Source organism: Bacillus sonorensis NBRC 101234 = KCTC 13918, assembly GCF_001592005.1.
Classification (GTDB): domain Bacteria; phylum Bacillota; class Bacilli; order Bacillales; family Bacillaceae; genus Bacillus; species Bacillus sonorensis.
Genome location: NZ_BCVZ01000008.1, coordinates 92,366 through 114,624, shown reverse-complemented (window position 1 = coordinate 114,624; position 22,259 = coordinate 92,366). Strand labels below are relative to the sequence as shown.

The 22,259-nt window shown below is 42.4% G+C and carries 17 protein-coding genes, 1 pseudogene and 1 other annotated feature; of the genes and pseudogenes, 11 read left to right on the top strand and 7 right to left on the bottom strand.

What is annotated here, in order from left to right:
* Nucleotides 1-464: 464 nt before the first annotated feature.
* The 3 genes from BTR1S_RS11605 (at nucleotide 465) to BTR1S_RS11595 (ending at nucleotide 5,188) form a co-directional block, all read left to right on the top strand.
* Entirely contained in the window at nucleotides 465-1,739 is a 1,275-nt protein-coding gene (locus BTR1S_RS11605; RefSeq protein ID WP_029419284.1) for a Glu/Leu/Phe/Val family dehydrogenase, read from the top strand.
* A 306-nt stretch (nucleotides 1,740-2,045) separates the two neighbouring features.
* Nucleotides 2,046-3,770, top strand: coding sequence for a M20/M25/M40 family metallo-hydrolase (locus BTR1S_RS11600; protein WP_029419285.1), 1,725 nt, complete (start codon nucleotides 2,046-2,048; stop codon nucleotides 3,768-3,770).
* Nucleotides 3,770-5,188 (top strand): amino acid permease, encoded by a 1,419-nt coding sequence (locus BTR1S_RS11595; protein ID WP_029419286.1) that lies wholly within the window; start codon nucleotides 3,770-3,772, stop codon nucleotides 5,186-5,188. Before BTR1S_RS11600 ends, BTR1S_RS11595 begins: the two co-directional genes overlap by 1 nt.
* Nucleotides 5,189-5,225: 37 nt before the next feature.
* Here the strand turns inward: BTR1S_RS11595 and BTR1S_RS23280 are convergent, their stop codons facing one another.
* Together BTR1S_RS23280 and BTR1S_RS11590 are read right to left on the bottom strand one after the other, a co-directional pair.
* Nucleotides 5,226-5,393 carry a TetR-like C-terminal domain-containing protein gene (locus tag BTR1S_RS23280; protein ID WP_224254426.1) on the bottom strand — a complete coding sequence of 56 codons (168 nt, stop codon included), beginning with the start codon at nucleotides 5,391-5,393 and terminating at the stop codon, nucleotides 5,226-5,228.
* A complete protein-coding gene (locus tag BTR1S_RS11590; protein WP_255265714.1) occupies nucleotides 5,390-5,725 on the bottom strand; it encodes a TetR/AcrR family transcriptional regulator in 336 nt (111 codons plus the stop codon). The genes BTR1S_RS23280 and BTR1S_RS11590 overlap by 4 nt, the downstream gene beginning before the upstream one ends.
* 406 nt (nucleotides 5,726-6,131) lie before the next feature.
* On the opposite strand from BTR1S_RS11590, the gene BTR1S_RS11585 reads away from it, so the two are divergent.
* From BTR1S_RS11585 to BTR1S_RS11570, 4 genes are all read left to right on the top strand, one after another.
* Entirely contained in the window at nucleotides 6,132-7,370 is a 1,239-nt protein-coding gene (locus BTR1S_RS11585; protein ID WP_029419287.1) for a cytochrome P450 family protein, read from the top strand.
* 247 nt (nucleotides 7,371-7,617) lie between these two features.
* Nucleotides 7,618-8,811, top strand: a complete 1,194-nt coding sequence (locus tag BTR1S_RS11580; protein ID WP_006637724.1) for an FAD/NAD(P)-binding oxidoreductase — start codon at nucleotides 7,618-7,620, stop codon at nucleotides 8,809-8,811.
* 66 nt (nucleotides 8,812-8,877) lie between these two features.
* Nucleotides 8,878-10,302 carry an MBL fold metallo-hydrolase gene (locus tag BTR1S_RS11575; RefSeq protein ID WP_006637723.1) on the top strand — a complete coding sequence of 475 codons (1,425 nt, stop codon included), beginning with the start codon at nucleotides 8,878-8,880 and terminating at the stop codon, nucleotides 10,300-10,302.
* A gap of 551 nt (nucleotides 10,303-10,853) precedes the next feature.
* Nucleotides 10,854-11,681: an alpha/beta hydrolase gene (locus BTR1S_RS11570; protein WP_029419288.1), complete on the top strand. Its 828-nt coding sequence runs from the start codon at nucleotides 10,854-10,856 to the stop codon at nucleotides 11,679-11,681.
* Nucleotides 11,682-12,109: 428 nt separating this feature from the next.
* On the opposite strand, the gene BTR1S_RS11565 is transcribed toward BTR1S_RS11570, so the two are convergent.
* The 3 genes from BTR1S_RS11565 to BTR1S_RS11555 form a co-directional block, all read right to left on the bottom strand.
* Nucleotides 12,110-12,727, bottom strand: coding sequence for a hypothetical protein (locus BTR1S_RS11565; protein ID WP_006637721.1), 618 nt, complete (start codon nucleotides 12,725-12,727; stop codon nucleotides 12,110-12,112).
* 337 nt (nucleotides 12,728-13,064) lie between these two features.
* Nucleotides 13,065-14,312, bottom strand: coding sequence for a tyrosine--tRNA ligase (gene tyrS, locus BTR1S_RS11560; protein ID WP_006637720.1), 1,248 nt, complete (start codon nucleotides 14,310-14,312; stop codon nucleotides 13,065-13,067).
* 44 nt (nucleotides 14,313-14,356) lie between these two features.
* Nucleotides 14,357-14,570, bottom strand: a binding site (T-box leader).
* Complete coding sequence (locus BTR1S_RS11555) at nucleotides 14,545-15,078, bottom strand: MarR family transcriptional regulator (protein WP_006637719.1); 534 nt, start codon at nucleotides 15,076-15,078, stop codon at nucleotides 14,545-14,547. (Overlaps the previous feature by 26 nt.)
* Before the next feature lie 320 nt (nucleotides 15,079-15,398).
* Here BTR1S_RS11555 and BTR1S_RS23275 point away from each other — a divergent pair.
* Nucleotides 15,399-15,821, top strand: a pseudogene (locus BTR1S_RS23275) (DinB family protein).
* 403 nt (nucleotides 15,822-16,224) lie between these two features.
* Here BTR1S_RS23275 and BTR1S_RS11550 read toward each other — a convergent pair.
* Together BTR1S_RS11550 and BTR1S_RS11545 are read right to left on the bottom strand one after the other, a co-directional pair.
* Nucleotides 16,225-16,857 carry a type 1 glutamine amidotransferase family protein gene (locus BTR1S_RS11550; RefSeq protein WP_006637718.1) on the bottom strand — a complete coding sequence of 211 codons (633 nt, stop codon included), beginning with the start codon at nucleotides 16,855-16,857 and terminating at the stop codon, nucleotides 16,225-16,227.
* A 75-nt stretch (nucleotides 16,858-16,932) separates the two neighbouring features.
* A complete protein-coding gene (locus tag BTR1S_RS11545; RefSeq protein ID WP_006637717.1) occupies nucleotides 16,933-17,895 on the bottom strand; it encodes a helix-turn-helix transcriptional regulator in 963 nt (320 codons plus the stop codon).
* A 301-nt stretch (nucleotides 17,896-18,196) separates the two neighbouring features.
* Here BTR1S_RS11545 and BTR1S_RS11540 point away from each other — a divergent pair, with 301 nt between their 5' ends.
* The 3 genes from BTR1S_RS11540 to BTR1S_RS11530 all read left to right on the top strand — a co-directional run bounded on the left by BTR1S_RS11540 (nucleotide 18,197) and on the right by BTR1S_RS11530 (nucleotide 22,065).
* Nucleotides 18,197-18,997, top strand: a complete 801-nt coding sequence (locus BTR1S_RS11540) for a MurR/RpiR family transcriptional regulator (protein WP_029419289.1) — start codon at nucleotides 18,197-18,199, stop codon at nucleotides 18,995-18,997.
* A 129-nt stretch (nucleotides 18,998-19,126) separates the two neighbouring features.
* Nucleotides 19,127-20,704 carry a PTS transporter subunit EIIC gene (locus BTR1S_RS11535; RefSeq protein ID WP_029419290.1) on the top strand — a complete coding sequence of 526 codons (1,578 nt, stop codon included), beginning with the start codon at nucleotides 19,127-19,129 and terminating at the stop codon, nucleotides 20,702-20,704.
* Nucleotides 20,704-22,065: a 6-phospho-alpha-glucosidase gene (locus BTR1S_RS11530; protein WP_029419291.1), complete on the top strand. Its 1,362-nt coding sequence runs from the start codon at nucleotides 20,704-20,706 to the stop codon at nucleotides 22,063-22,065. The genes BTR1S_RS11535 and BTR1S_RS11530 overlap by 1 nt, the downstream gene beginning before the upstream one ends.
* Nucleotides 22,066-22,259 lie beyond the last annotated feature (194 nt).

Genomic DNA, 22,259 nt, shown 5'->3' with positions numbered 1-22,259 from the left:
TTCATCCTTTTTTTGCGGTTGTTCCGTGAGATTTTTCAATATATAAATCAATAAAGGAAATGGAATGAATAAAACTTGAAGCAGGAACGGTAAGCAAAGTCCGCGCTTTATAACCAGCCGAATCTCTCCCTTCATATCTCAGCAGGAATCGGCGAAGCAGAGAGCAGCCCCCTCGTTTTTTTGTCGTCTCGAATGTCTTTCCCAATCCCCCCTCCGTGCTGTTAAAACTGATCAAACATAGAAGTCCCGGTTTCCTTCGCGATTTCCCGCATCAGCTTTTTATGGCCTGGGGAGATCATTCCATCTTATAAAAAGCTGGCACGGATCTTGCATTATTTTTTGGCAGATTGATTCTAGAAGGAGGCCGTCATTTATGGAGTAATATGCCGCATATTGAAAACGCTTTCGTTAACAGCATATTGTTTCAGGCTTATGGATTATCAATTTTTAAGGAGAGAATTCAGATGTCACCAACTAATCCATTAACATCAGAAACAAAGGAATCTTTGAACCTACTTCATTCTACACAAACCATTATCAAAAGAGCATTGCGTAAATTAGGTTATGCCGAAGATGTATATGAACTGATGAAAGAACCGGTACGTACATTGACAGTCCGTATTCCAGTCAAAATGGATAATGGGTCTGTCAAGGTTTTTACCGGTTATCGTTCTCAACATAATGATGCGATCGGGCCTACTAAAGGGGGAGTCAGATTTCATCCCGATGTGCATGAGGATGAGGTCAAGGCGCTGGCCATCTGGATGACTTTAAAGTGCGGGATTACCAATCTTCCGTACGGCGGAGGAAAAGGAGGCATTATTTGTGATCCCAGAAGCATGTCTTTTGGTGAATTAGAAAGGCTTAGCCGCGGATATGTTCGAGCCATCAGCCAGATTGTCGGACCTACCAAAGATATCCCGGCTCCTGATGTCTATACCAACTCGCAAATCATGGCTTGGATGATGGATGAATACAGCCGTCTCAGGGAATTTGATTCTCCGGGCTTTATTACAGGGAAACCGCTTGTTTTAGGAGGATCTCATGGACGCGAAACGGCCACAGCAAGCGGCGTGACCATTTGTATTGAAGAAGCGGTGAAACGAAAAGGTATTTCCTTGAAAGGAGCCCGGATCATTATTCAGGGCTTCGGAAATGCAGGGAGTTTTATTGCAAAGTTTATGCATCATGCCGGAGCGAAAGTCATTGGCATTTCGGATGCATATGGGGCGCTTTATGATCCTACAGGTCTTGACATCGAATATTTGCTTGATAGACGCGACAGCTTCGGCACTATTACAAAGCTATTCACAGACGTCATCTCAAATGAAGAATTGCTGGAAAAGGAATGCGATATTCTTGTACCCGCTGCTGTTTCTAATCAAATTACAATGGAAAATGCGCACCAAATTCAAGCGAAAATTGTTGTAGAGGCTGCCAACGGACCGACCACTCCTGACGCGACACGAGTACTCAATGAAAGAGGCATTCTGCTTGTTCCGGACATCCTGGCCAGTGCTGGAGGTGTGACGGTTTCGTACTTTGAATGGGTGCAAAATAACCAGGGGTACTACTGGTCAGCCGAAGAAGTCGACAAAAAGCTGCGTGAGGTTATGGTGAAATCTTTTCAAAATATATATCAAACGGCAATCACCCATCAAGTCGATATGCGTTTGGCTGCATATATGGAGGGGGTTAGAAAAGTCGCCGAGGCTGCACGCTTTAGAGGATGGGTATAAATATTGTTGTTAAACAATTCGGCCGCAGCAAGTCATGCGGCCGAATTTTACTACAAGGTGCAAAAAAATTATTCGGTCTTCCCGCAAAAAAATCTTCAAATACGCAAAATTTTTTGCATCTATATAATGCCTTTACTGGGATGATTTCGATATTATTAAGATGAAATGCTAGTCAAAATATCACAAAAAATAGTGGGCATCAATCTTGCATGATCATGATGTGCGGCAAAATAAAATCAAAAAAGGAGGTACCATTCATTTAATGAATGAGCGAAAAGGAAATGCTGAAAATTGGAGGATTTATCGATGTATGAACAAATAAGAAGACTGACGATGGAAGAAAAAGCTGAAAGACTGACAAAATGTTTGGTCAACATTAACAGCATTAACGGAACAGCGGGGGAGGTGAACATAGCCGATTATATCAAACAGATATTGACCAGCTTTCCTTATTTCCAAGAACATCCTGAACAGGTGTGGGAGCAGCTGGTTCCAGGTGATCCGCTTGGACGCAAAAATGTATTTGCGCTTGTAAAGGGAAATCATCATAGCCGGGATACCGTCATTTATCATGCCCATTTAGATACGGTCGGGATAGAAGATTTTGGCGTTCTAAAGGAACATGCCCTTGATCCTGACCATCTTGTCACATATTTCTCCAGCTATGCATTTCATGATGATGTCAGAAAGGACGCTTTGTCGGGTGATTGGATGTTCGGAAGGGGCTCTGTCGATATGCAGAGCGGCATCGCTGTTCATTTGGTCAATATTTTGCACTTTAGCGAGCACCTTGATGAACTGCCGGGGAATATTTTATTTATGGCTAATCCTGATGAAGAAAGTCAGCACGCCGGCATTTTATCTGCAATTTCAGAATTGCGTCGCTTACAGGAAGAAAGAAAGCTTCATTATCTTGCCGCCATCAATACAGATTTTATTACACCGTTATACGATGGCGATCATACGCGCTACATTTATACAGGCGCTGCCGGCAAACTCCTGCCGTGTTTTTACATTTACGGCCGCGAAGTCCATGTGGGGGATACACTGGCAGGCATTGATCCGAATTTTATTGCCTCTGAACTGACAAGCAGAATTCACAATAACATTCACTTGGCTGAACATATTGAAGGGGAGCTGATCATGCCGCCGTCCTGTCTATATCAAAGAGATCATAAAGAGACGTATAATGTCCAGACCGCAGTCAGCAGCTATTTATATTTTAATTATTTTATCTATGAAAAAACCGCCAAAGAAGTCATAGACCAACTGTATCAGGTGGCGGTGGAAGCATGTGCCGATGTAGAGAAAAAACTATCAGAGTATTATGACGATTTTTCGGAACGAACCCGTCTGCCAAAAAAGAACCTATCCTGGAATATTCAAGTTGTCACGCTTGAAAATTATATTGAGGAATTGAAACAAAAGGGATTGGATCCGGTTTCTTGTATTCATAAAACACATCGGCAATATGAGCATCTGGAGCTGCGGATGAGGTGCTTTAAGGTTGTGGAAGCACTGCAAAAACTGGACCCGGAACAATGCGCAAAGGTCATTCTATTTTATGCTCCCCCATATTTGCCCCATAACTATTTGAGAGAGGAAGATGCCCGTGATCGCCAATTGCTGAAGAATGTGAAGGAAGCCGTTGAGGAGACGGCCGAAAAAACAGGAGAAGTATTCGCATATAAAAAATTCTTCCCCTATTTGGCGGATGGGAGCTTTCTTTCACTCCATGAAACAGAGGAGGAAATCGCTTCATTTACACGTAACTTTCCCGGCTGGGAAACGATTGGCACGATTCCCTTTGAAGATATTCGGCAATTAAATATCCCATCAATTAATATGGGGGTTTACGGGAAGGACGGACATAAATGGACGGAGAGAGTGTACAAGCCTTATACCTTCAAGGTGCTTCCCGAGCTGATCCGAAAAACATCCGTCTATTTGCTTCAGAGTGATCATATGACAAAATCGTCTCTAAGAAGTAAATCAGTCTGGCTGAACACTGCAAATGATGGAGGGATATGATGAGAGAAGGAAATAGGAACAATGAATTGCGGCGAACAATGAAAAGCCGCCACCTGTTTATGATTGCTTTAGGCGGAGTGATTGGCACGGGACTGTTTTTGGGGTCAGGATTTACAATTAGCCAGGCAGGTCCTGGCGGAGCGATTTTGGCTTATATTCTAGGCGGTTTTTTAATGTATCTAGTGATGCTCTGTCTCGGAGAACTGGCGGTTGCCCAGCCTGTATCAGGATCGTTCCAGTCGTATGCCTCGACATACATAGGACCGTCCACAGGATTTATGGTCGGATGGTTATATTGGTTCAGCTGGGCCAATACCGTCGGATTAGAATTCACTTCAGCGGGGATACTTATGCAACGTTGGTTTCCGGAGGCGCCAATTTGGGTTTGGTGTCTGATATTTGGAGTGATGACGTTTTTAATCAATGCATTGTCGGCAAAAAGCTACGCTGAAACCGAATTTTGGTTTTCAAGTATAAAGGTTACGGCCATTGTATTGTTTATTTTGATTGGAGTTGGAGCCATTTTTGGTTTGATTGGTTTTCAAGGGGGACAGCCGGCTCCTTTTTTTGCTAACTTTATATCTGAGGGCGGACTATTCCCCAACGGCTTGCCGGCGGTTCTGTTAACGCTCGTCATGGTCAATTTTTCATTTCAGGGGACAGAAATGGTTGGCATTGCAGCCGGAGAAAGTCAAAATCCCGAAAAAACGCTCCCGCGCTCCATTCGAAATGTCGTGTGGCGCACTTTATTTTTCTTTGTATTAGCTATGTTTGTACTGGTTGCGATTATTCCATATCAGACGGCAGGAGTTATCGAAAGTCCATTTGTTGCTGTACTGGATAAAGTCGGGATACCGTATTCGGCTGATATGATGAATTTCGTCATTTTAACAGCTGTCTTATCTGTGGCAAATTCAGGTCTATATGCGGCATCCAGAATGCTGTGGTCGCTTTCGAAAAGCGGGATGGGGCCAGAACGGCTGACGCCTTTATCAAAAAAAGGAGTGCCGATCCGCGCATTGGCGGTGACCATTTCGATTTCAGGATTTTCATTGCTGACCAGCGTCGTGGCAGCGGAAACGGTGTATTTGTGGCTCATCTCGATTTCAGGAATGGTTACCATTGTTGTATGGATGTCTATCTGCGCCTCTCAATTTTTCTTCAGGAAACGGTTTATGGCTGAAGGGGGAGACATAAACGAGCTGAAATTTAAGACGCCCTTTTATCCGGCTGTCCCCATCCTTGGATTTGCGCTGTACGGAGCCGTATTGATCAGCCTGATTTTTATACCGGATCAGCGCATCGGACTCTACTTCGGCGTCCCGTTAATCATCTTCTGCTACGCCTATTATCATCTGAGTATAAAAAAACGAATGAACAGCAGTTCTGCAAAAACAGAGATGGATCATGGCCGATAGAAAGAAAATCTGAAAAAACCGCTTTTAAGCGGTTTTTTCATTTACCCTGCGATTCGATTTTTAAAAGCAATTGATGGATGACATCCGAAATATACGATGGCGCTTGTACCATCCCATTCTTGATCCATTCCTCAATAACACCTGTTACACCAGAAACGATAAATGCTTTTTCTATTTTTCGTTCCATGCTTAGCTCTTCAATCACATTCTAAAGAAGTCCTTAAATTTTTCGATCGTTACAATGTTCCTTTTCGGCTTGGTTAGCAAAGTGAAAATCTCAGCATTTTGATAAATGTATTCTGTCATTTTTTCTATAAAGGCAAGCATGCTCAGCGGATCATCACTTGGAAAGGAAGCATCATAAAAGCTCCCGAGCTGGTCAAACAGTTCATTCTCAATTTGCTCATCCAGGTCAAAAATATCTTTATAGTGAAGATAAAAAGTCACTCTGCCTAAATCAGAAACGGTTATTTTGTTGATGTCTTTCTCCTGAAGAAGTTTTAAAAATGCCTCTTTAATGGTCCGTCTGTCCTCCATTTGTGAATCTCCATTAATAGACAATTGTTTAGGTGATGTTCATTTATGAACATGAATAGCTTGATTGCCGATTGAAATTGTAATGTGCTCAACATTATAATGAACACATTGTTCATTAGTCAATAAGTGTTCAGTGCAGAAAGGAGGTGTATCAATGATTCATGTCGACGGCAGCAGTCGAGGAGTTACCAAGATGTTTTTAAAAAAATATCACTGGTGAGACTCGAGAAGAAATATCTTTCATTTGTTTTTGAAATGCATAATGACATGACAACATCACATTTTAATAGACATTACGGCTTGTATGTTGCGGGATGGATTTAAAAAGCATAATTAATCTTTATGGTTTATAATGTTAATAAAAGGTTTTGTTAACAAAATTTTCAGGGAGATGGAGGTTGTAACAATGTCTTCAAAACGTGAGTTAAGTTCCGGCATCTTATCTGAAGCACATCTTTCTTCGGCGGCATTTAAACAAGAGGCGTATGAATTATATAAAGAATTGCGCGCATCCCGCCCTGTTTATCCCGTATCTTTGGGAGACCTGGGTGAAGGCTGGCTTATGACGAGATATGATGATGCCATCCAATTATTAAAGGATGCAAGGTTAAAGAAAAACTATGAAAATGTATTTGCGGAAAAAGAAGATGAGAGCCGTCCCATGCCGTTGGAAAATGAAGAACCGTTAACAAAGCATATGCTCAACTCAGATCCCCCAGACCACAGCCGCTTAAGGTCCCTTGTTCAGAAAGCATTTACCCCCCGAATGATTTTGCAGCTTGAAGACAGAATTCAACATATCGCTGATTCTTTACTGGACCACGTACAGCCCGATCATTTCATGAACCTTGCAGACGATTTCGCTTTCCCCTTGCCGATTATCGTGATAAGTGAAATGCTTGGCATTCCCCTTGAAGACCGACAAAAATTCAGAGTTTGGTCGCAAGCGGTTATTGACTTTACTGATACCCCTGAAAGCCTCGAAGAAAACAATCATAAAATAGGAGAATTCGCCGAATACCTGGAATATTTAGTTCGGAAAAAAAGGAACGACCCCGCGGAAGATTTAATCAGTGCATTAATCCAGACAGAAAGCGAAGGGACTACATTAAGCACAGAAGAGCTGTATTCGACAATTATGCTGCTGATCGTTGCGGGACATGAAACAACCGTAAACTTAATCACCAATATGATATTTGCACTGCTCCATCACCCCGATCAATTGCAGAAGCTTCGCCAAACCCCCGCTTTGATGGATTCAGCCATAGAAGAGGCGTTGCGCTTTCACAGTCCTGTTGAATTGACCACCCTGCGCTGGGCGTCCGAACCGTTTACATTGCATGGACAAGAGATCAAAAGAAAAGATGTGATCATCATTTCATTAGCCTCTGCCAACCGAGACGAAAAGATGTTTCCGAATGCTGAGATGTTTGATATTGAAAGAAAAAACAACCGCCATATTGCCTTTGGCCACGGCGGACACTTTTGCCTTGGCGCACCGCTTGCCCGTCTGGAAGCAAAGATCGCCATTTCGACATTATTGCGCCGCTGCCCAAATTTACAAATAAAAGGTGAAAGGGGACAGATCAAATGGAAAGGCAACTTTCTGATGAGAGCTTTAGAAGAACTGCCGCTATGCTTCTGATCTTTTGTCTGTTGAGTTTATGACGTAAGAGAATCCGCAGGAATTAAGAATCCTGGGCTCTTTAAAATGTTTAATGATAAAGCCGGTTGAATTTTGTTATTCCGATTAACAGACATATGGGGCTCCGCTGGAGAAACGCTCGGCATGATTGGTGAACTGCAAGCTTGTTGAGCCCTAAAAGATGGTTATAGTGCCTTCATATGATCGTGACATGTTTAACATCCCGCTCTTTTGAGGAGGTTTTAAGATGAAGAAGCATTATAAAGTGATCATAGTAGGGGGAGGTACGGCAGGAATTACGGTAGGGGCGAGGCTTCTGCGGAAGCGAAAAGCCCTTCATGGAGATGTAGCGATCATAGACCCGGCTGATCATCATGCTTATCAGCCTCTTTGGACATTGGCAGGAGCAGGCGTTGTAGAAAAAGAGCGCACAAGGCGTGATATGGGTTCCGTCATTCCGGACGGAGCAGACTGGATCAAGAAGAGCGCGGCATTTTTTGATCCTGAGAATCATCGTCTCACAACAACAGATCATCATACATTCACTTATGATTACCTCGTTGCAGCTCCAGGTATTCACATCCATTGGGAGCATGTGAAAGGTTTGCCTGAAACGCTGGGGAAAAATAGCGTGTGCAGCATCTATTCATATGAACATGTTGATGATACGTGGAACACCATTCGCAATTTTAAAGGGGGAAACGCAATTTTTACTCACCCCAACACACCGATTAAGTGCGGAGGAGCTCCCCAAAAAATCATGTATTTAGCAGAAGAAGCATTCGGGAGAGCCGGTATACGCGACCGGACGAACGTCATATTTGAATCAGCGAATCCGGCGATTTTCGATGTTCCCAAATATCGCGCAGCTCTGGAAAAAGTGCTGGAACGAAAAAGCATTCAGGCGTGTTTCCGGAGGCATCTGGTGAAAGTGGACGGGGAGAGAAAAAAAGCCGTTTTTGAAGATTTGGAGACGGGCAGCATGATCACCCGGCCATTTGAAATGCTTCATGTTTGCCCGCCTATGGCAGCGCCGGATTTCATTCAACATAGCTTACTAGCCGATGAAGCAGGCTGGATCGATGTTCATCCGCGCACGCTTCAACACAACCGTTTTGCAAATGTCTTCGGGCTTGGGGATGCAAGCAATCTGCCCACTTCCAAAACAGGTGCAGCCATTCGAAAGCAGGCACCGGTGGTTGTAGAAAACCTGATGGCTTTAATGGATGGACGTCCTTTGAGAGCGCAATATGACGGGTATACCTCATGCCCTGTTGTGACAGGCTACAACAAGGTTGTGCTGGCCGAGTTCGACTATGATAAACGGCCGAGGGAAACGATGCCATTTAATCAAGCTGTTGAACGCCGGAGCATGTATTTTTTGAAAAAAAACCTGCTCCCCATCATGTATTGGAAGGGAATGCTTAAAGGGAAAATGTAGCGTGCTTAAGGCTATAAGCCGATCAGGGCGCTTTTATTAAATATTTTTTCTGAAAGGAAAATCGATATGCTATTAAAATATTTTTATGATGAAAGATTAGCTCAAGCCTCTTATCTGGTGGGATGCCAGACGTCAAAACAGGCTGTGGTGATCGACCCGGCGCGAAACATCGCACCGTATATAGAGGCAGCGGAAAAGCATGGGATGAGCATTGTGGGAGCTTTGGAAACACATATCCATGCAGATTTTGTTTCCGGAGCACGTGAACTTGCTGAAACGCTTAATGCCACATTATACCTGTCAGATGAAGGGGGGCAAGATTGGAAGTATCAATATGTTGATCACCTTCCTCACCGTCTATTAAAAGACGGCGATGATGTTAAAATTGGCAATCTCATATTTGAGGTGATTCATACACCAGGCCATACCCCTGAAAGTCTTTCATTTATCTTAACGGATGGCGGCGGACATGCGGATCAGCCAATGGGCATCTTTACAGGAGATTTTGTATTCGCAGGTGACATCGGCCGGCCGGATTTACTGGAAAAAGTAGCAGGCGCACAAGGCGCGGCAAACGCAGGTGCCCATGAAATGTTCGAATCTCTGGAAAAATTCAGGGAACTCCCTGATTATATGCAAGTTTGGCCGGGGCATGGGGCAGGCAGTGCGTGCGGAAAGTCTCTCGGAGCGATCCCCTCTTCAACTGTAGGATATGAGAAAAGGTTTAATTGGGCTTTTCAGCATACAAGCCGAGATTTGTTTGTGGAAGCCTTGCTGGATGGGCAGCCTGAACCGCCCACGTATTTTGCTGTGATGAAACAAATGAATAAAACCGGACCTGCTCTGTTGGCGAATGTACCCGCAACAAAAGAAATGACTGATATCGTTCAATTAGAAGAAAGCATTCGAAACGGAGCACAAGTCATCGATACACGCGAGCCGTCTCTGTTTGCAAAAGACCATCTAAAGGGAACGATCAATTTGCCATTTCGTTCATCATTTGCGACCTGGGCCGGCTGGATTGTAGACTATCAACGGCCTCTTTATGTATTAGCAAACCCTGCGGAACTGGATGATATCAAAGAAACTCTGCATTCTATCGGTATTGATCAAATTCCGTATGCTATGGATGCAGACAAAGCGGTCGCCTCATCTTCAGCACGTGAATCATACCAAAACATTTCACCGAAGGAAGCGAATGCTTTGCTTCAAGAAGAACATGCACAAATTCTTGATGTTCGGTATTTAAACGAATGGAAAGAAGGGCATATTGAAGGTGCGAAACATATGATGCTTGGAACGATTCCGGATCGCCTGGATGAAATTCCTGCCGGACGTCCGGTGATTGTCCAATGCGGTTCCGGCGTTCGGTCGGCTATCGGCGCAAGCCTGCTGCAGGCGGCTGGAATAAAAGTGGTGTATAACATGACAGGCGGATACGCCCAGTGGAAAAAAGATGTTCAAGATGAAAATAAAGTAAGAAAACTTTGAAAGGAAAAAGGCATCACCATCAACCTCCGCACCCGGACAAAAACAAAAGAGGCAAGGTGATGGTGACGCCGGCCTCTTTTGTTACCAGTATCTGCAATGAACCATCTATATCGGCGTGCGCTTCCCAATCCGGACACGCGATCATTGAATGGTTATTTTGTCGATCCCTCCTATTCAGCTTCCATTTTTGTGGATTGCGCTCAATTCATAATTGTAAGTATCTTGTTTCTGTTTATAATGAATGTATCAATGTTTTCTAAATGCTATTTGAAAAGACCGCTTCTGAGCAGAGAGATTTACGACCGCATACTCCGACTAGATCTCTGTCTGACATTTACAGTCGCACGGGGGAGGCGGAATCTTTTCCGCCTCGTAGCAGGAGTTTTCTTATCCGATAAATTAAGATTTGAGCAGCATCGGAATTTTGAAGTGTTCTTTTTCTAATTGGACGTGTCTTGTATTCAACATACATTTCATGTTCTTCATATAGATCAACGTGATCCGCCAATCACATGTTTCACAACATCGCTATAGAGAAAGGTGTTTAAAATTTGAGACGAATTATCAAATGGGCAGCATTAATCATTGTATGTATCGGTTTATTCGCATGCACTGCAAACAAGAACATAAAAAATATTCATTATGAAAAAGAAGAAAAACAAACACTGGATATATATACACCGAAGACGGACAAAAAAGAAAAACATCCCGTTATCATCTATCTTCATGGAGGGGGATGGACAGGCGGAGACAAGAGCAATGTTGCTTCAAAGCCGGCGTATTTTACAGAAAAGGGATATGTATTCGTGTCTGTCAACTATCGGCTTCATCCCGATGTTCAGTATAATGATATGGCCTATGATGTTGCAAAGGCGATTCAATGGGTGACGAATCATGCTGATGAGTATCAAATTGATCAATCGAAAATAAATGTCATGGGGCATTCGGCAGGGGGGCACTTGGCGGGCTTAATCGCCACGGATGCAAAATATTTGCATCGAGTCGGTCTTGAACCGGCATTACTCAATTCTATTGTTATATTAGACGGCCCTTTAAATATAAAGCAATTCATTGAAGCGATTCCGTCATATAAAAAGGTGTTTGGCGCTGATCAAAAGGTGTGGACAGAAGCATCACCGCTCACCTACATAAACAAACCAAATATGCCGCCGGCTTACCTTGTTACGCGCTGGGGAGATCCAGCTGTGTATCATTTTGCAGAAACCTTAAACAAAGCGGCAGGTTCTGAATTTGTTTATCAAGTCAAGAACTTATCCCATAGCGGTTTAAATAAGATGTTCGGTTCTCCGGATGCGCCAAAAGAAGCACAGGATATGACAACAGCTGTTATGGCGTTTTTGCAGAAGAACAACAAATAAGCTTGAAAGGGGGGCGGTTTGCCGCGGCTTTCCTTCAAGATGTCCAGAAGCTGCTTTTCAACGAAGAAAAGAAAGGCCGGAATATAGCTGCGGCCTTTCTTTTTCTGCTTTTTACCCAGTGTTTCATGAAACTCTTCGCTTTTCGATGAGGGGCAAGTAATGCCAAAGAATTCTAAATCTACCCCAAATCGCCACTTTTCGTAAGGCAGCAGTCAAACAAGTGAAAAAGGATATGATGTTTTAGGGGAGGGGAATACCGGTGTATGCCGAGTTTGACGGAGCCCTTATTTAAAGCACTCTAAGGGGTGTTTTTTGTGCAGGGAGATACATTCCATCAATAAAAGGCAGGATCTGCTGAGTGTGATTTCGATAAGGGAATGTTTGTTCTTTTTTTCTGAGAAGAAAAGCCCTAAAAAGGGCAATCTTCGTTAATTATTAACTTTAATCGTATGTTTTACTTCTTTTCCAAGAGGCTCAAATTCGTTGTTTGTCGGAGCATCAACCCGGATTTCAATCGATTTTAAATTCTTAACAGACGATTTTTTCAGAATGTACACATTGGCGCCTTCATTTTTCACTTTTCCTAGATATTCTCCTTCGATATGTTTGGAGATAAGCATTTCAGGCTCAAGCTGTTCTTTCGTATCAGTGACAATTGTGGCTTGTCCCAAATAAAAATTCACATCATCATCTGATGTATTTTCGCCTGACATTTCAATTGTTACGGCGTTAACTGTATCGCCGACTTTCACGCCGAGCAGTTTAGCTGTTGCTTCATTTTTCGGTTGCATTTCTTTTAATTGAACACTCTTAATCGTATATTTCATTGGTCCGACAGTGCCGTTTATATTCAATTTGTTATTCGTATAGATATCTTTCCCTTTCAGGTTTTCATCTTCCTGTGTATTGTCATTATCGGACTTTTTGTTTTCGCTTGCGGCAGATTTTTTAGTATCCCCGCTGTTTTTTGCGGTTTCTGAAGAACCACAAGCCCCCAATACAATTGCTAAACAAACCGTTAGAAATAAAACTGTTGCTTTCTTCATGATTAACCCCCAGATCATATTTATGTACGTCTTTAATCATAGGGCAAAATAACTAAAATATCAATGGGGTATTTCCATTTTTGTAAAATGTTTCACTTCTGTATCCGGGCTGGCATACTGTGAATCCCAGGTTTGGCAATGGCCTCTGCTCCGATACGACGACTCTGAGTGCTCTCATTACAGGTGATCCATTAATCATGCTGTGTGTTATTCTTAGTTGTCTTCATGAGATAAAAGACATGTATATTAAAAACAGACTGAAGTTCCTTATTCAGCGGCAAGATTGAATCGGTGATAATATTAAACAGCCTGGCGCAGTAGCCAGGCCATATATGTTTCACTCGTCTGTTTTTAACTTTACAAATGTTCGTTTTCCGATTTGAATAATCATATTCTGCTTCACGGTAATCTCCGTTTGAACATTCATTATTTTTTCTCCGTCAACTCTGACACCCCCGTTTTGGATCATGCGGCGCCCCTCGCTCTTGGAAGGGAGGAGCTCCAGCTTGTTGAGCAGATCGATAATCGATAGTTTCCGATCGCCTTTCCAAAGCGCCGCCGGGATATCTTTAGGCAGACCGTTTTCTTGAAAGACCGTCTTGAAAGACTGTTCGGCGTTTTCTGCCGCTTTCGATCCGTGATACATCCGGACGATCGTTTTGGCTAAAAACATTTTGGCGTCCCTCGGGTGAACAGCTCCAGTTTCTAAGTCTTTCACAAGCTGTTTTTTCTCCTCGAGTTCTATGTCCGTGGCCAAATGGATATACTTTTTCATCAGGCTGTCCGGCAGCGACATCGTTTTTCCGTACATCTCGTTTGGGTGTTCATCAATCCCGATGTAGTTATTTTTGGATTTAGACATTTTTTCGATGCCGTCCAGGCCTTCCAACAGCGGCATGAGAATAACGACTTGTTTTTCTTTGTTGTATCTTTCTTGGAAATGCCGTCCCATCAGCACATTGAAATGCTGGTCTGTTCCCCCCAGCTCAATATCGCTTTCGAGAACGACGGAATCGTATCCCTGCATCAACGGGTAAAAGAATTCATGCAGGGAAATCGGTTTTTGCAGGGCGATGCGCTCTTCAAAATCATCGCGCTCCATCAAGCGGGCCACGGTTATTTTTCCTGCCAAATCAATGACATTCTCTAGGTTTAATTTCTTCAGCCAGTTTGAGTTGTAATGAAGCTCGACTTTTTCTTTGTCCAGCACTTTTCCGAATTGCTGAAAATATGTTTTGGCGTTATGCCGAACTTCTTTATCAGTCAGCTGTTTTCTGGCTGTGGACTTCCCTGTCGGATCACCGATTTTCCCAGTGAAATCACCAATCAAAAGCTGTACAATATGGCCGTTTTCTTGAAATTGGCGAAGTTTGTTTAAGACGACGGTATGTCCCAGATGAACATCCGGTGCAGAGGGATCTAATCCAAGTTTGATTTTCAGCGGTTTGCCTGTTGAAATGGAGTTGACGAGCTTGGCCTTTAATTCCTCCGGCGGTATGACTTCCTGGGCGCCTGTCATGTATAGCTGAAGCTGCCTTTCTACTTCTTTTTGCTGTGCTGCTGTAAGCTGATCAAATGCTTTCATCGTTTTTCCTCCTTTTTTATAAACAAAAAAAAGAGCCCATCCCCTTAAGGGACGTGACTCAATGCACGCGGTACCACCCTGGTTGAAGACAGCGTCTTCCGCTCATTCAGATAACGGGGTTTTCCGTTCTTTGCTACTGTTGTTCACAAAGAAAGCTCCGGGAGGTAATTCACGTTTGTCTGTGTGCCGGCTTACACCTTCCGCCGGCTCTCTGAAACAGGGAGACAAGCCGCTACTGATTCCCGTCAAAGCTTATGGTATGAAGATTGTCAGCCACTTTTCTAAGCAGCTTTTTCAGGGTTTCTTGCTCCTCTTTCGTCATGCCCGAAATAAGCTGAGTTTCCCCTTTGTGAAACTGAGGGTAGAGTTCCTCGATCACTTTTTTACCGGCTGCAGTGATCGAGACAAAAACGAGTCTTCGATCTCTTGTATCAATGCTTTTGGAGCAAAACCCCTTTTTTTCAAGCGTTTTAATCACATTGCTTGCCGTAGCTGTTGAAATGCCTGACAGCTCAGCGATTTTTCTCGTTTCAAGCCTGCCCCAAATCCATAGATCGTAAAGAATGGAGAAGGCGGTCCAAGACAATTTGTATGAAGAAAGAACTTCAGTCTCCATTTTGACACGGAGCCTTTGAGCAGATCGGTAAAGATTTGTAGCGATCGAAATCGCTTCCAGATTTAGAGACTCAACATGCATTTGTTTAAGTTTGCTGAGTGTGTCGTGTTCTTCATTGCGGAGCAGCGATCTTTTATTTAAACGTTCCATGTGTCAGACCCGCCTCTAATTATCAGAATCATTAGCTATGAAATGAATTTTAACAGAGATGAATATGGATTTCAAGTATATTTTTGCATGATTCAAGGGGAATGCTGTTATAACTGCGGATGTTCAAAGAATGATGCATGTGTGAAGTCCGTTAACATGATTGCTTTCTTATCTTTTTTTGAATTGATAACTTTAGCTATTTTAGAACATAGGTACACATTTTTCTGGTGTAATCCACCTAAAAGCAAAGGGGAGGACAAATTTTAATGAGTAACAATGATTTACTTATATTGAATTTTGAAGAGGTTCGGTGAAGGAGCATAAAAGTTTGGAAAGCCATACCTCAACAAATGCTAAATTGGAAGCCAGACGCAGATGCTTTAACGTGTGCTGAAATGATTAGGCATTGATTAGAAGGCGAGTTTCTTTATCACCAAGTTCTGATCGGAAGAGGTAGTAAAGCATGATCTAATTTATCCAATCCATTTGAAAACAGAAAATTTACAGCGGTAGATGATGAACTTGCATTCGCTAAACCTTTTCGTGAAGATTTCTTGAATTACATTAAGACGCTAAGTGTAAGCGATTTAGAGAATGTTCAAATAGACCGTTCTGATGTCGGTTATGTCAGAACCCTCGGAGATATGTTAATGCGCATCACTTACCACGAATCTGTTCATACGGGTCAGTTATTAGACTATATGAGAACAATGAGAATAGACCGCCCGAACATCTGGGATTGATAGCAGAGGAGAAGGCTTTGCAAAGTCTTGTCTTTTTATCTGGCTTAGCATTTGCGCTATTTTTAAGCGTTATTTTGCACATTCAACTTTATAAAACCCAGTTGTCTGCACATGAGAAATGAGCTGGGTTTCTTAATATTTACATGCAATCTGTTATAGGATAATTCAAATCTTCCTAGTAAAAAGCGACTGCTTGTTATTCCGCAATCGCGCCTGATTCTTGAAAATCGTTCCATCTTTATCACCAAAGAAAAAAGCCCGCCATTGTTACCAGTCTATTTATACCAACGTCAGGATGTGCTTTGTTCGTTTTTTACTTCCATAAACATTTTTAAGTTATATAAAAAAATCCAAGTATTGATGCTTTGACATTGTCTAAAGCAGGGTAATTATTAGACTGAGCTCATCCATTTATTGTATCCATTAATCGGAAGAAATGTTCGGGATTATGAGTCTTATTTAGGTTATACCATGAATGCAATGTATCTGGTGCAAATACATCTAATTTTTTCAGTACTTCCATTGCAAATTCCAGAGGAGCAATTCCTGATGCAGTAACCAAATTCTCATCAGATACCGCAGGTTTCATCTCATAAAATTTTTCTCCTTTATAATTAGGACAGACCATTTTAATATACTCTAAGTTATTGCTTGTATGCTTTCTGGAATCTAAGTACCCGCTATTCGCTAAACCCTCAGTTGCACCGCAAATTCCGGCGACAATAGTGCCAAGCTTTAAAGCTTCGCCAACTTTTTTCAAGATAGATTGATGAATATCTTCTCCCCAAGTATTTCCTCCAGGTAAAACTAAAAGATCTTTACTCTCAAGAGTACACTCATCAAGGGAAATATCGGGTTTTATGCTTAATCCTCCCATCGTAGTCATCATTTCTTTATTAGCTCCTGCTGTAACTACTTTTAAAGGTGCTACATCTTTTTTGAAATACCTTCCTGAGTTTAGTTCAGCAATTAAATATCCATATTCCCAGTCTGACATTGTATTAAATACATAAAGATAAACTTTTTTTGTTTGCATCCAAGAACACTCCAATCACAATTGATATAGCCCATTATAAAATAACTTCCCTGACAGCTATCGTCAGGGAAGTTATCATACTTGATGAAATTTTATTAATTCCGACAGAACTTCAATAAGTCTTTTTTTAAGACTTATTGGCTCAATAACCTGAATAGATTTACCGTACGGTAAAATTAAATAAGGCACATATGTATGGATCATATCTTTTTCAAGAAGAAATACTGCTTGATTTGAAGTCCGTTCTTGTAAATAATGTCCTAAAAACCAATGTTGGCAAATGTCATCCAACGCCCTTCGGTTCCCATTAATAACCAAAGAGGCGATTCCTTCCTTATCTTTAATAGTTGGAAGGAGGTTTTTCAAAAAAAAGTCACGTGCTGAAAAATTTTCCGGCCGGTTACATTTATTTTCGGTTAGTATTAGACTTTCAATTTGATCTACTCTAAAACTACGGATATCATTCCTAAGATGACAAAATCCGATCACATACCACCTATTATTCCAATAAATTATTCTGTACGGATCGACCAATCTATACTTGGATTGCTCTTCGCCACTTTTATGGTACAGAATTTTTACAGAGTATTCGTCAGCTACAGCCTGCTCCAACTCCTTCAAGAAAGGTTCCATAGAGAGGGGACTTGATCGGCTGATTACTTCAAGACTGGTTAAATGTTGGTTTCTCTTTGATTCCTGTTCTTGGTTTGAATATTTGCTTAACTTTGAAACAGCCCTTTTTAGTGCTTCACCTCCATAATATCCGGCTTCTTCTGCAAAAACAGCAGCGTGGAATAGTGAGGTTTGCTCCTCAAAATCAAAAAAAAGAGGAGCTTCAATAAAATTGTCCAATAAAGTGTATCCACCGTTATGTCCCGTGTCTGAAATGATAGGTACACCGCTTGTTGAAAGTGTATCAATATAACGATACACAGTCCTTATATTCATCTCTAACTTTTCAGACATTTGTTTTGCGGTAATTTTTTCACCTGAACTAAGCATCCATAGAATTGCCAGCATATTATCAATTTTAGGCATATAAACCCACCTTTATCATTGAATTAACTTATTTCTTTGAATTAGACTATGTCTTGTCAGTTTAAGTATCATTTCTTCCCAATCTATTTCCGATTTTTAGTATAACCCATCAAGTGCGTTATTTCACAACCAGTAATATTCATGAAAAAAGGCTGGAGCGGTTGACAACAACTGATTTTCCCGCAGGGTCTGCGATGACCATCCATGCTGATTGAACTGAAATCTAGCGCACGATTATAATAGGAATTGGCGAAAAAGCAGGGATTAAAACGAACATCGTGTACACGAGGGGGACTCATTTTTGAATACGACCGATAAAATATTAATGGACTATGCAATGGACAGAAACTTAAATCAGTCTGAAAAAGATATTTTGTCCTTTCTCATTCAAAAAAAGATGGAAGGGGAGCAATTAAGTATAAGAAAAGCTGCCAATAAACTGTTTGTTTCCACGACTTCCATTCTGCGGCTTTGTAAAAAACTCGGTTTTAGCGGATATACCGAGTTTATTTATAACCTGGGGCTCAAAGTTGCCAAAATGCCGGATACAGAAGCGGAGTTCCTCGAAGGGATTCATAGTCCGCTGGAAACAAAGCGAAAAGAATTTATGCAAAATTACGAACTCACATTTCTTTCACTAAATGAAACGCATGTTCAGGTCTTCCTGGAGCAACTTCAGAAATGCCAAAAAATTTATTTTTACGGCGCAGGATTTTCAACTACTTTCTCCAATTACCTTGCTAAAAAGATGGAACTGTTCGGCTACTATGTATCGAACTCCTCTACAAGCGACAGCCGCGCTTTATTTTGGAACAACATCCAGAAGTACGAATTATTCATCGTATTTTCACGCTCCGGAGAAACGAATCGTGTGATTGAAAAAGTCAAGATTGCCAAAAACAATGGATTGAAGACGATTCTGTTTACCGGAAATAAACACAGCACAACCGCTTCACTGGCTGATCTCGTCTTTCCCGTTATCGACCCGACGATTGAATCCCAGCAGGAGTTTCAGGTCACTTCTTATGAATCCAATATGATGCTGCTGATTGATACCTTGTTAAGCCTCGCTATCCAAAAAGGCATTATCAAGGAGTTTTAATTCCTGTGACATTTCACATCATTTGTTGACATGATACAGATTCGACGAAATCTCTTTTTTAATCGTGGCCCCGGCGCTATACTTTGTTTGTAATTGATAACGCTTACTTTATGCGAAAGGAAGGTTGGGATGAAAAGGGTTTTAAATGGGCTGCAGCTTTTTGGCAAATCATTATTTGCGCCGATTTTGATATTGCCGATCATCGGACTGTTTATCGCATTCGGGAATGTTTTTGGGAACGGCAATCTGGCAAAGTACGTGTCTTTTCTCAATTATCCCTTCATACAGCACTTCGGGCAATTTATATCCGGTTCAGCGGTTTCTATTCTTCAAAACCTGGCGCTGGTCTTTGCTGTCGGCATTCCGATCGGACTCGCGAAAAAAGATAAAGGCTATGCCGCGCTAACAGGTCTGGTATCCTTTGTCATTTTTATTAACGCGATGCACCAGGTGATGCAGCTGTCGAACCGCTTAGTTCCTGCTGATCAGATGCAAGCATCCGGTCAGGCACTTGTTTTAAATGTCCAAGTTCTTGAAATGGGTGTATTTTCAGGGATCTTAATAGGAGCGCTTGTCGGTGTTCTTCACAATCAATACTGTGACAAACAATTTAAAGGCGTGATGCAAATTTATTCCGGCCATCGGTTTGTCGCCATTTTGGCGATTCCGAGCGCGATGATTCTTGGCGCGCTGGCCTCGGAATTTTGGCCGTATGCCCAAAACGGCATTACATGGCTGGCAAACAGCATTAAAGATTTAGGTGTGTTCGGATTTTTTGTATACGGTTTTCTCGAAAGAATTCTTATACCGACAGGGCTGCACCATCTCATCTATACGCCTTTCCTGTATACAGAATTAGGCGGAACAGCCCATATCGGCGGCGATATGATTTACGGTGCCAGAAATATTTACTTTGCCGAAATGGCCGATAAATCGGTGAAAGTGCTCAGCGGCACAGTAAACTGGGATGCCCGCGGGTTAAGCAAGATGTTCGGGTTGATGGGGGCTGCGCTGGCATTGTATGCCACTGCCAGTAAAAAGAAAAAGAAACAGGCAAAAGCCATTTTACTGCCGGCAGCCGTTACTTCATTTCTTTTAGGCGTAACAGAGCCATTGGAATTTTCATTTCTATTTGTCGCGCCGATCCTGTTTGTTGTGCATGCCGTTCTTGCCGGTACAGGAATGATGCTTCTCAGCATTTTCGACGTACATGCAATCGGTGCGAACGGGATCATCGACTTCCTGCTGTACAATTTGCCGCTCGGTACAACAAAATCGAATTGGCCGATGTTTATTGTTGTTGGCTTGATCATGTTCGCGCTATACTTTGTCACTTTCCGGTTCCTGATTGTAAAACTGAACTTAAAAACACCCGGCCGTGAAGAGGATGAGGTGCCTTCCGGTACAGCGGCGACACAGGAATATGCCGCACAGCGGGAAACAGCTGCAGGACATACCGCCGCCTCCGGTCTCGGTGAAACGATCATCCAGGCATTGGGCGGAAAAGACAATATTGAAAATGTAGATAATTGTTATACGAGATTAAGGCTGATTTTAAAAGATCCAACTATCGTTGACGAAGCAACCTTAAAACAAACCGGCTCAAAAGGTGTGATAAAATCCGGCAACAATGTACAAGTCGTCTATGGACTACATGTAAAACATGTTAGGGATCAAGTGGATATGACATTAGGAGGCGTTACATAATGAAAACGTACAAATTAGCCATTGCAGGAGGCGGAAGCACGTATACCCCTGGGATTATCAGAAGCTTAATGGAACGATTGGAAGACCTTCCGTTATCAGAAATTCGTTTTTATGATATCGACGGCGAGCGCCAATCAAAGGTGGTCATTGCAGCGAAAGCGGTTATCTCCGAATATACAGACAAGATTGTCATCGTGGACACAACTGATCCAGAGACGGCATTTACAGACGCAGATTTTGTGTTCGCCCAAATGAGGGTAGGAAAATATAAAATGAGGGAACTTGATGAAAAAATCCCTCTTTCCCACGGTGTTGTCGGCCAGGAAACATGCGGACCCGGCGGATTGGCGTACGGGTTAAGAACGATCTCCCCAATGGTGGAATTAATTGATTTTGTTGAACAATATGCAAAAGAGACTTGCTGGATCGTCAATTACTCCAACCCTGCGTCAATAGTGGCGGAAGCCGTAAGGAAACTGCGTCCGAAAGCGAGAGTCCTGAATATTTGTGATATGCCGGTTGCAACGATGCGCAATATGAGCGCCATCCTCGGCGTCAACCGGGAAGATCTGGTTGTTGACTACTTCGGTCTGAATCATTTCGGCTGGTTTACAAAAGTCGAAGTCGACGGCGTTGACCGTCTGCCTGAGCTCCGGGAGCATATCCATAAACACGGATTACTGACAGAGGATATTTCCAAAATCGATTATCGGCATGCGGACGCATCTTGGATCAAAACCTTTAAAAATATCAAATTGATAATGGACTTTTTTCCGGAATACATCCCAAATCCTTATTTGCAATACTATCTTTTGCCAGATTTGATTGTGGAGACATCGAATAAAGAATATACAAGGGCAAATGAGGTCATGAACGGCCGCGAAAAAACATTGTTTGAAACCGTTAAGCAATATGAAGAGACGGGTGTGCTTTCCGATCAGTTCCATGTAGGCGTGCATGGCATTTTCATCGTGGATGTCACCGTATCTCTGGCGAAAAATTTAGGGAAACGGTACCTTGTCATGGTTGAAAACAACGGCACAATCCCGAATCTTCCGGATGATGCCATGGTCGAAGTGCCTTGCCTGATCAATGCCGACGGTCCGGCACCTGAATATGTCGGGGACATTCCGTACTTTTACAAAGCCATGATCGATCAGCAGCTGGCCTCGGAAAAAATCCTGGTAGAAGCGATAACAGAAGGATCTTATGAGAAAGCGCTGCAAGCCTTCACATTAAACAAAACACTTCCTTCCTCAAGAGTGGCAAAAGCCGTTTTGGACGATTTAATCGAGGCGAACAAAGCGTATTGGCCGGAATTGAAAATCAAATACAGAGACGGCGTTTTGATTCATTCGTAAAGTACGAGTTCCTCTTTTTGGAGGAGCTCTTTTTTCTTAGAAAGTAAAAAGAGGAAAACGAACATTTGAGAATCCGGATGGAAAAATATGAGTGATAGAGCGGCCGGAGCCGGGAAAGGCGGTAGTCTATCTGTGATACCAAAAAAGTGATCTCAGCCGGCGGTGGTTTCTTTATGATGACAGAATTCAGAAAG

What these genes read in the sequence shown, in the direction of transcription:
- BTR1S_RS11605 (WP_029419284.1), top strand. Translation starts at nt 465, where the DNA reads ATGTCACCAACTAATCCATTAACATCAGAAACAAAGGAATCTTTGAAC.
- BTR1S_RS11600 (WP_029419285.1), top strand. Translation starts at nt 2,046, where the DNA reads ATGTATGAACAAATAAGAAGACTGACGATGGAAGAAAAAGCTGAAAGA.
- BTR1S_RS11595 (WP_029419286.1), top strand. Translation starts at nt 3,770, where the DNA reads ATGAGAGAAGGAAATAGGAACAATGAATTGCGGCGAACAATGAAAAGC.
- BTR1S_RS11590 (WP_255265714.1), bottom strand. Translation starts at nt 5,725, where the DNA reads ATGGAGGACAGACGGACCATTAAAGAGGCATTTTTAAAACTTCTTCAG.
- BTR1S_RS11585 (WP_029419287.1), top strand. Translation starts at nt 6,132, where the DNA reads ATGTCTTCAAAACGTGAGTTAAGTTCCGGCATCTTATCTGAAGCACAT.
- BTR1S_RS11580 (WP_006637724.1), top strand. Translation starts at nt 7,618, where the DNA reads ATGAAGAAGCATTATAAAGTGATCATAGTAGGGGGAGGTACGGCAGGA.
- BTR1S_RS11575 (WP_006637723.1), top strand. Translation starts at nt 8,878, where the DNA reads ATGCTATTAAAATATTTTTATGATGAAAGATTAGCTCAAGCCTCTTAT.
- BTR1S_RS11565 (WP_006637721.1), bottom strand. Translation starts at nt 12,727, where the DNA reads ATGAAGAAAGCAACAGTTTTATTTCTAACGGTTTGTTTAGCAATTGTA.
- tyrS (WP_006637720.1), bottom strand. Translation starts at nt 14,312, where the DNA reads ATGAAAGCATTTGATCAGCTTACAGCAGCACAGCAAAAAGAAGTAGAA.
- BTR1S_RS11555 (WP_006637719.1), bottom strand. Translation starts at nt 15,078, where the DNA reads ATGGAACGTTTAAATAAAAGATCGCTGCTCCGCAATGAAGAACACGAC.
- BTR1S_RS11550 (WP_006637718.1), bottom strand. Translation starts at nt 16,857, where the DNA reads ATGCAAACAAAAAAAGTTTATCTTTATGTATTTAATACAATGTCAGAC.
- BTR1S_RS11545 (WP_006637717.1), bottom strand. Translation starts at nt 17,895, where the DNA reads ATGCCTAAAATTGATAATATGCTGGCAATTCTATGGATGCTTAGTTCA.
- BTR1S_RS11535 (WP_029419290.1), top strand. Translation starts at nt 19,127, where the DNA reads ATGAAAAGGGTTTTAAATGGGCTGCAGCTTTTTGGCAAATCATTATTT.
- BTR1S_RS11530 (WP_029419291.1), top strand. Translation starts at nt 20,704, where the DNA reads ATGAAAACGTACAAATTAGCCATTGCAGGAGGCGGAAGCACGTATACC.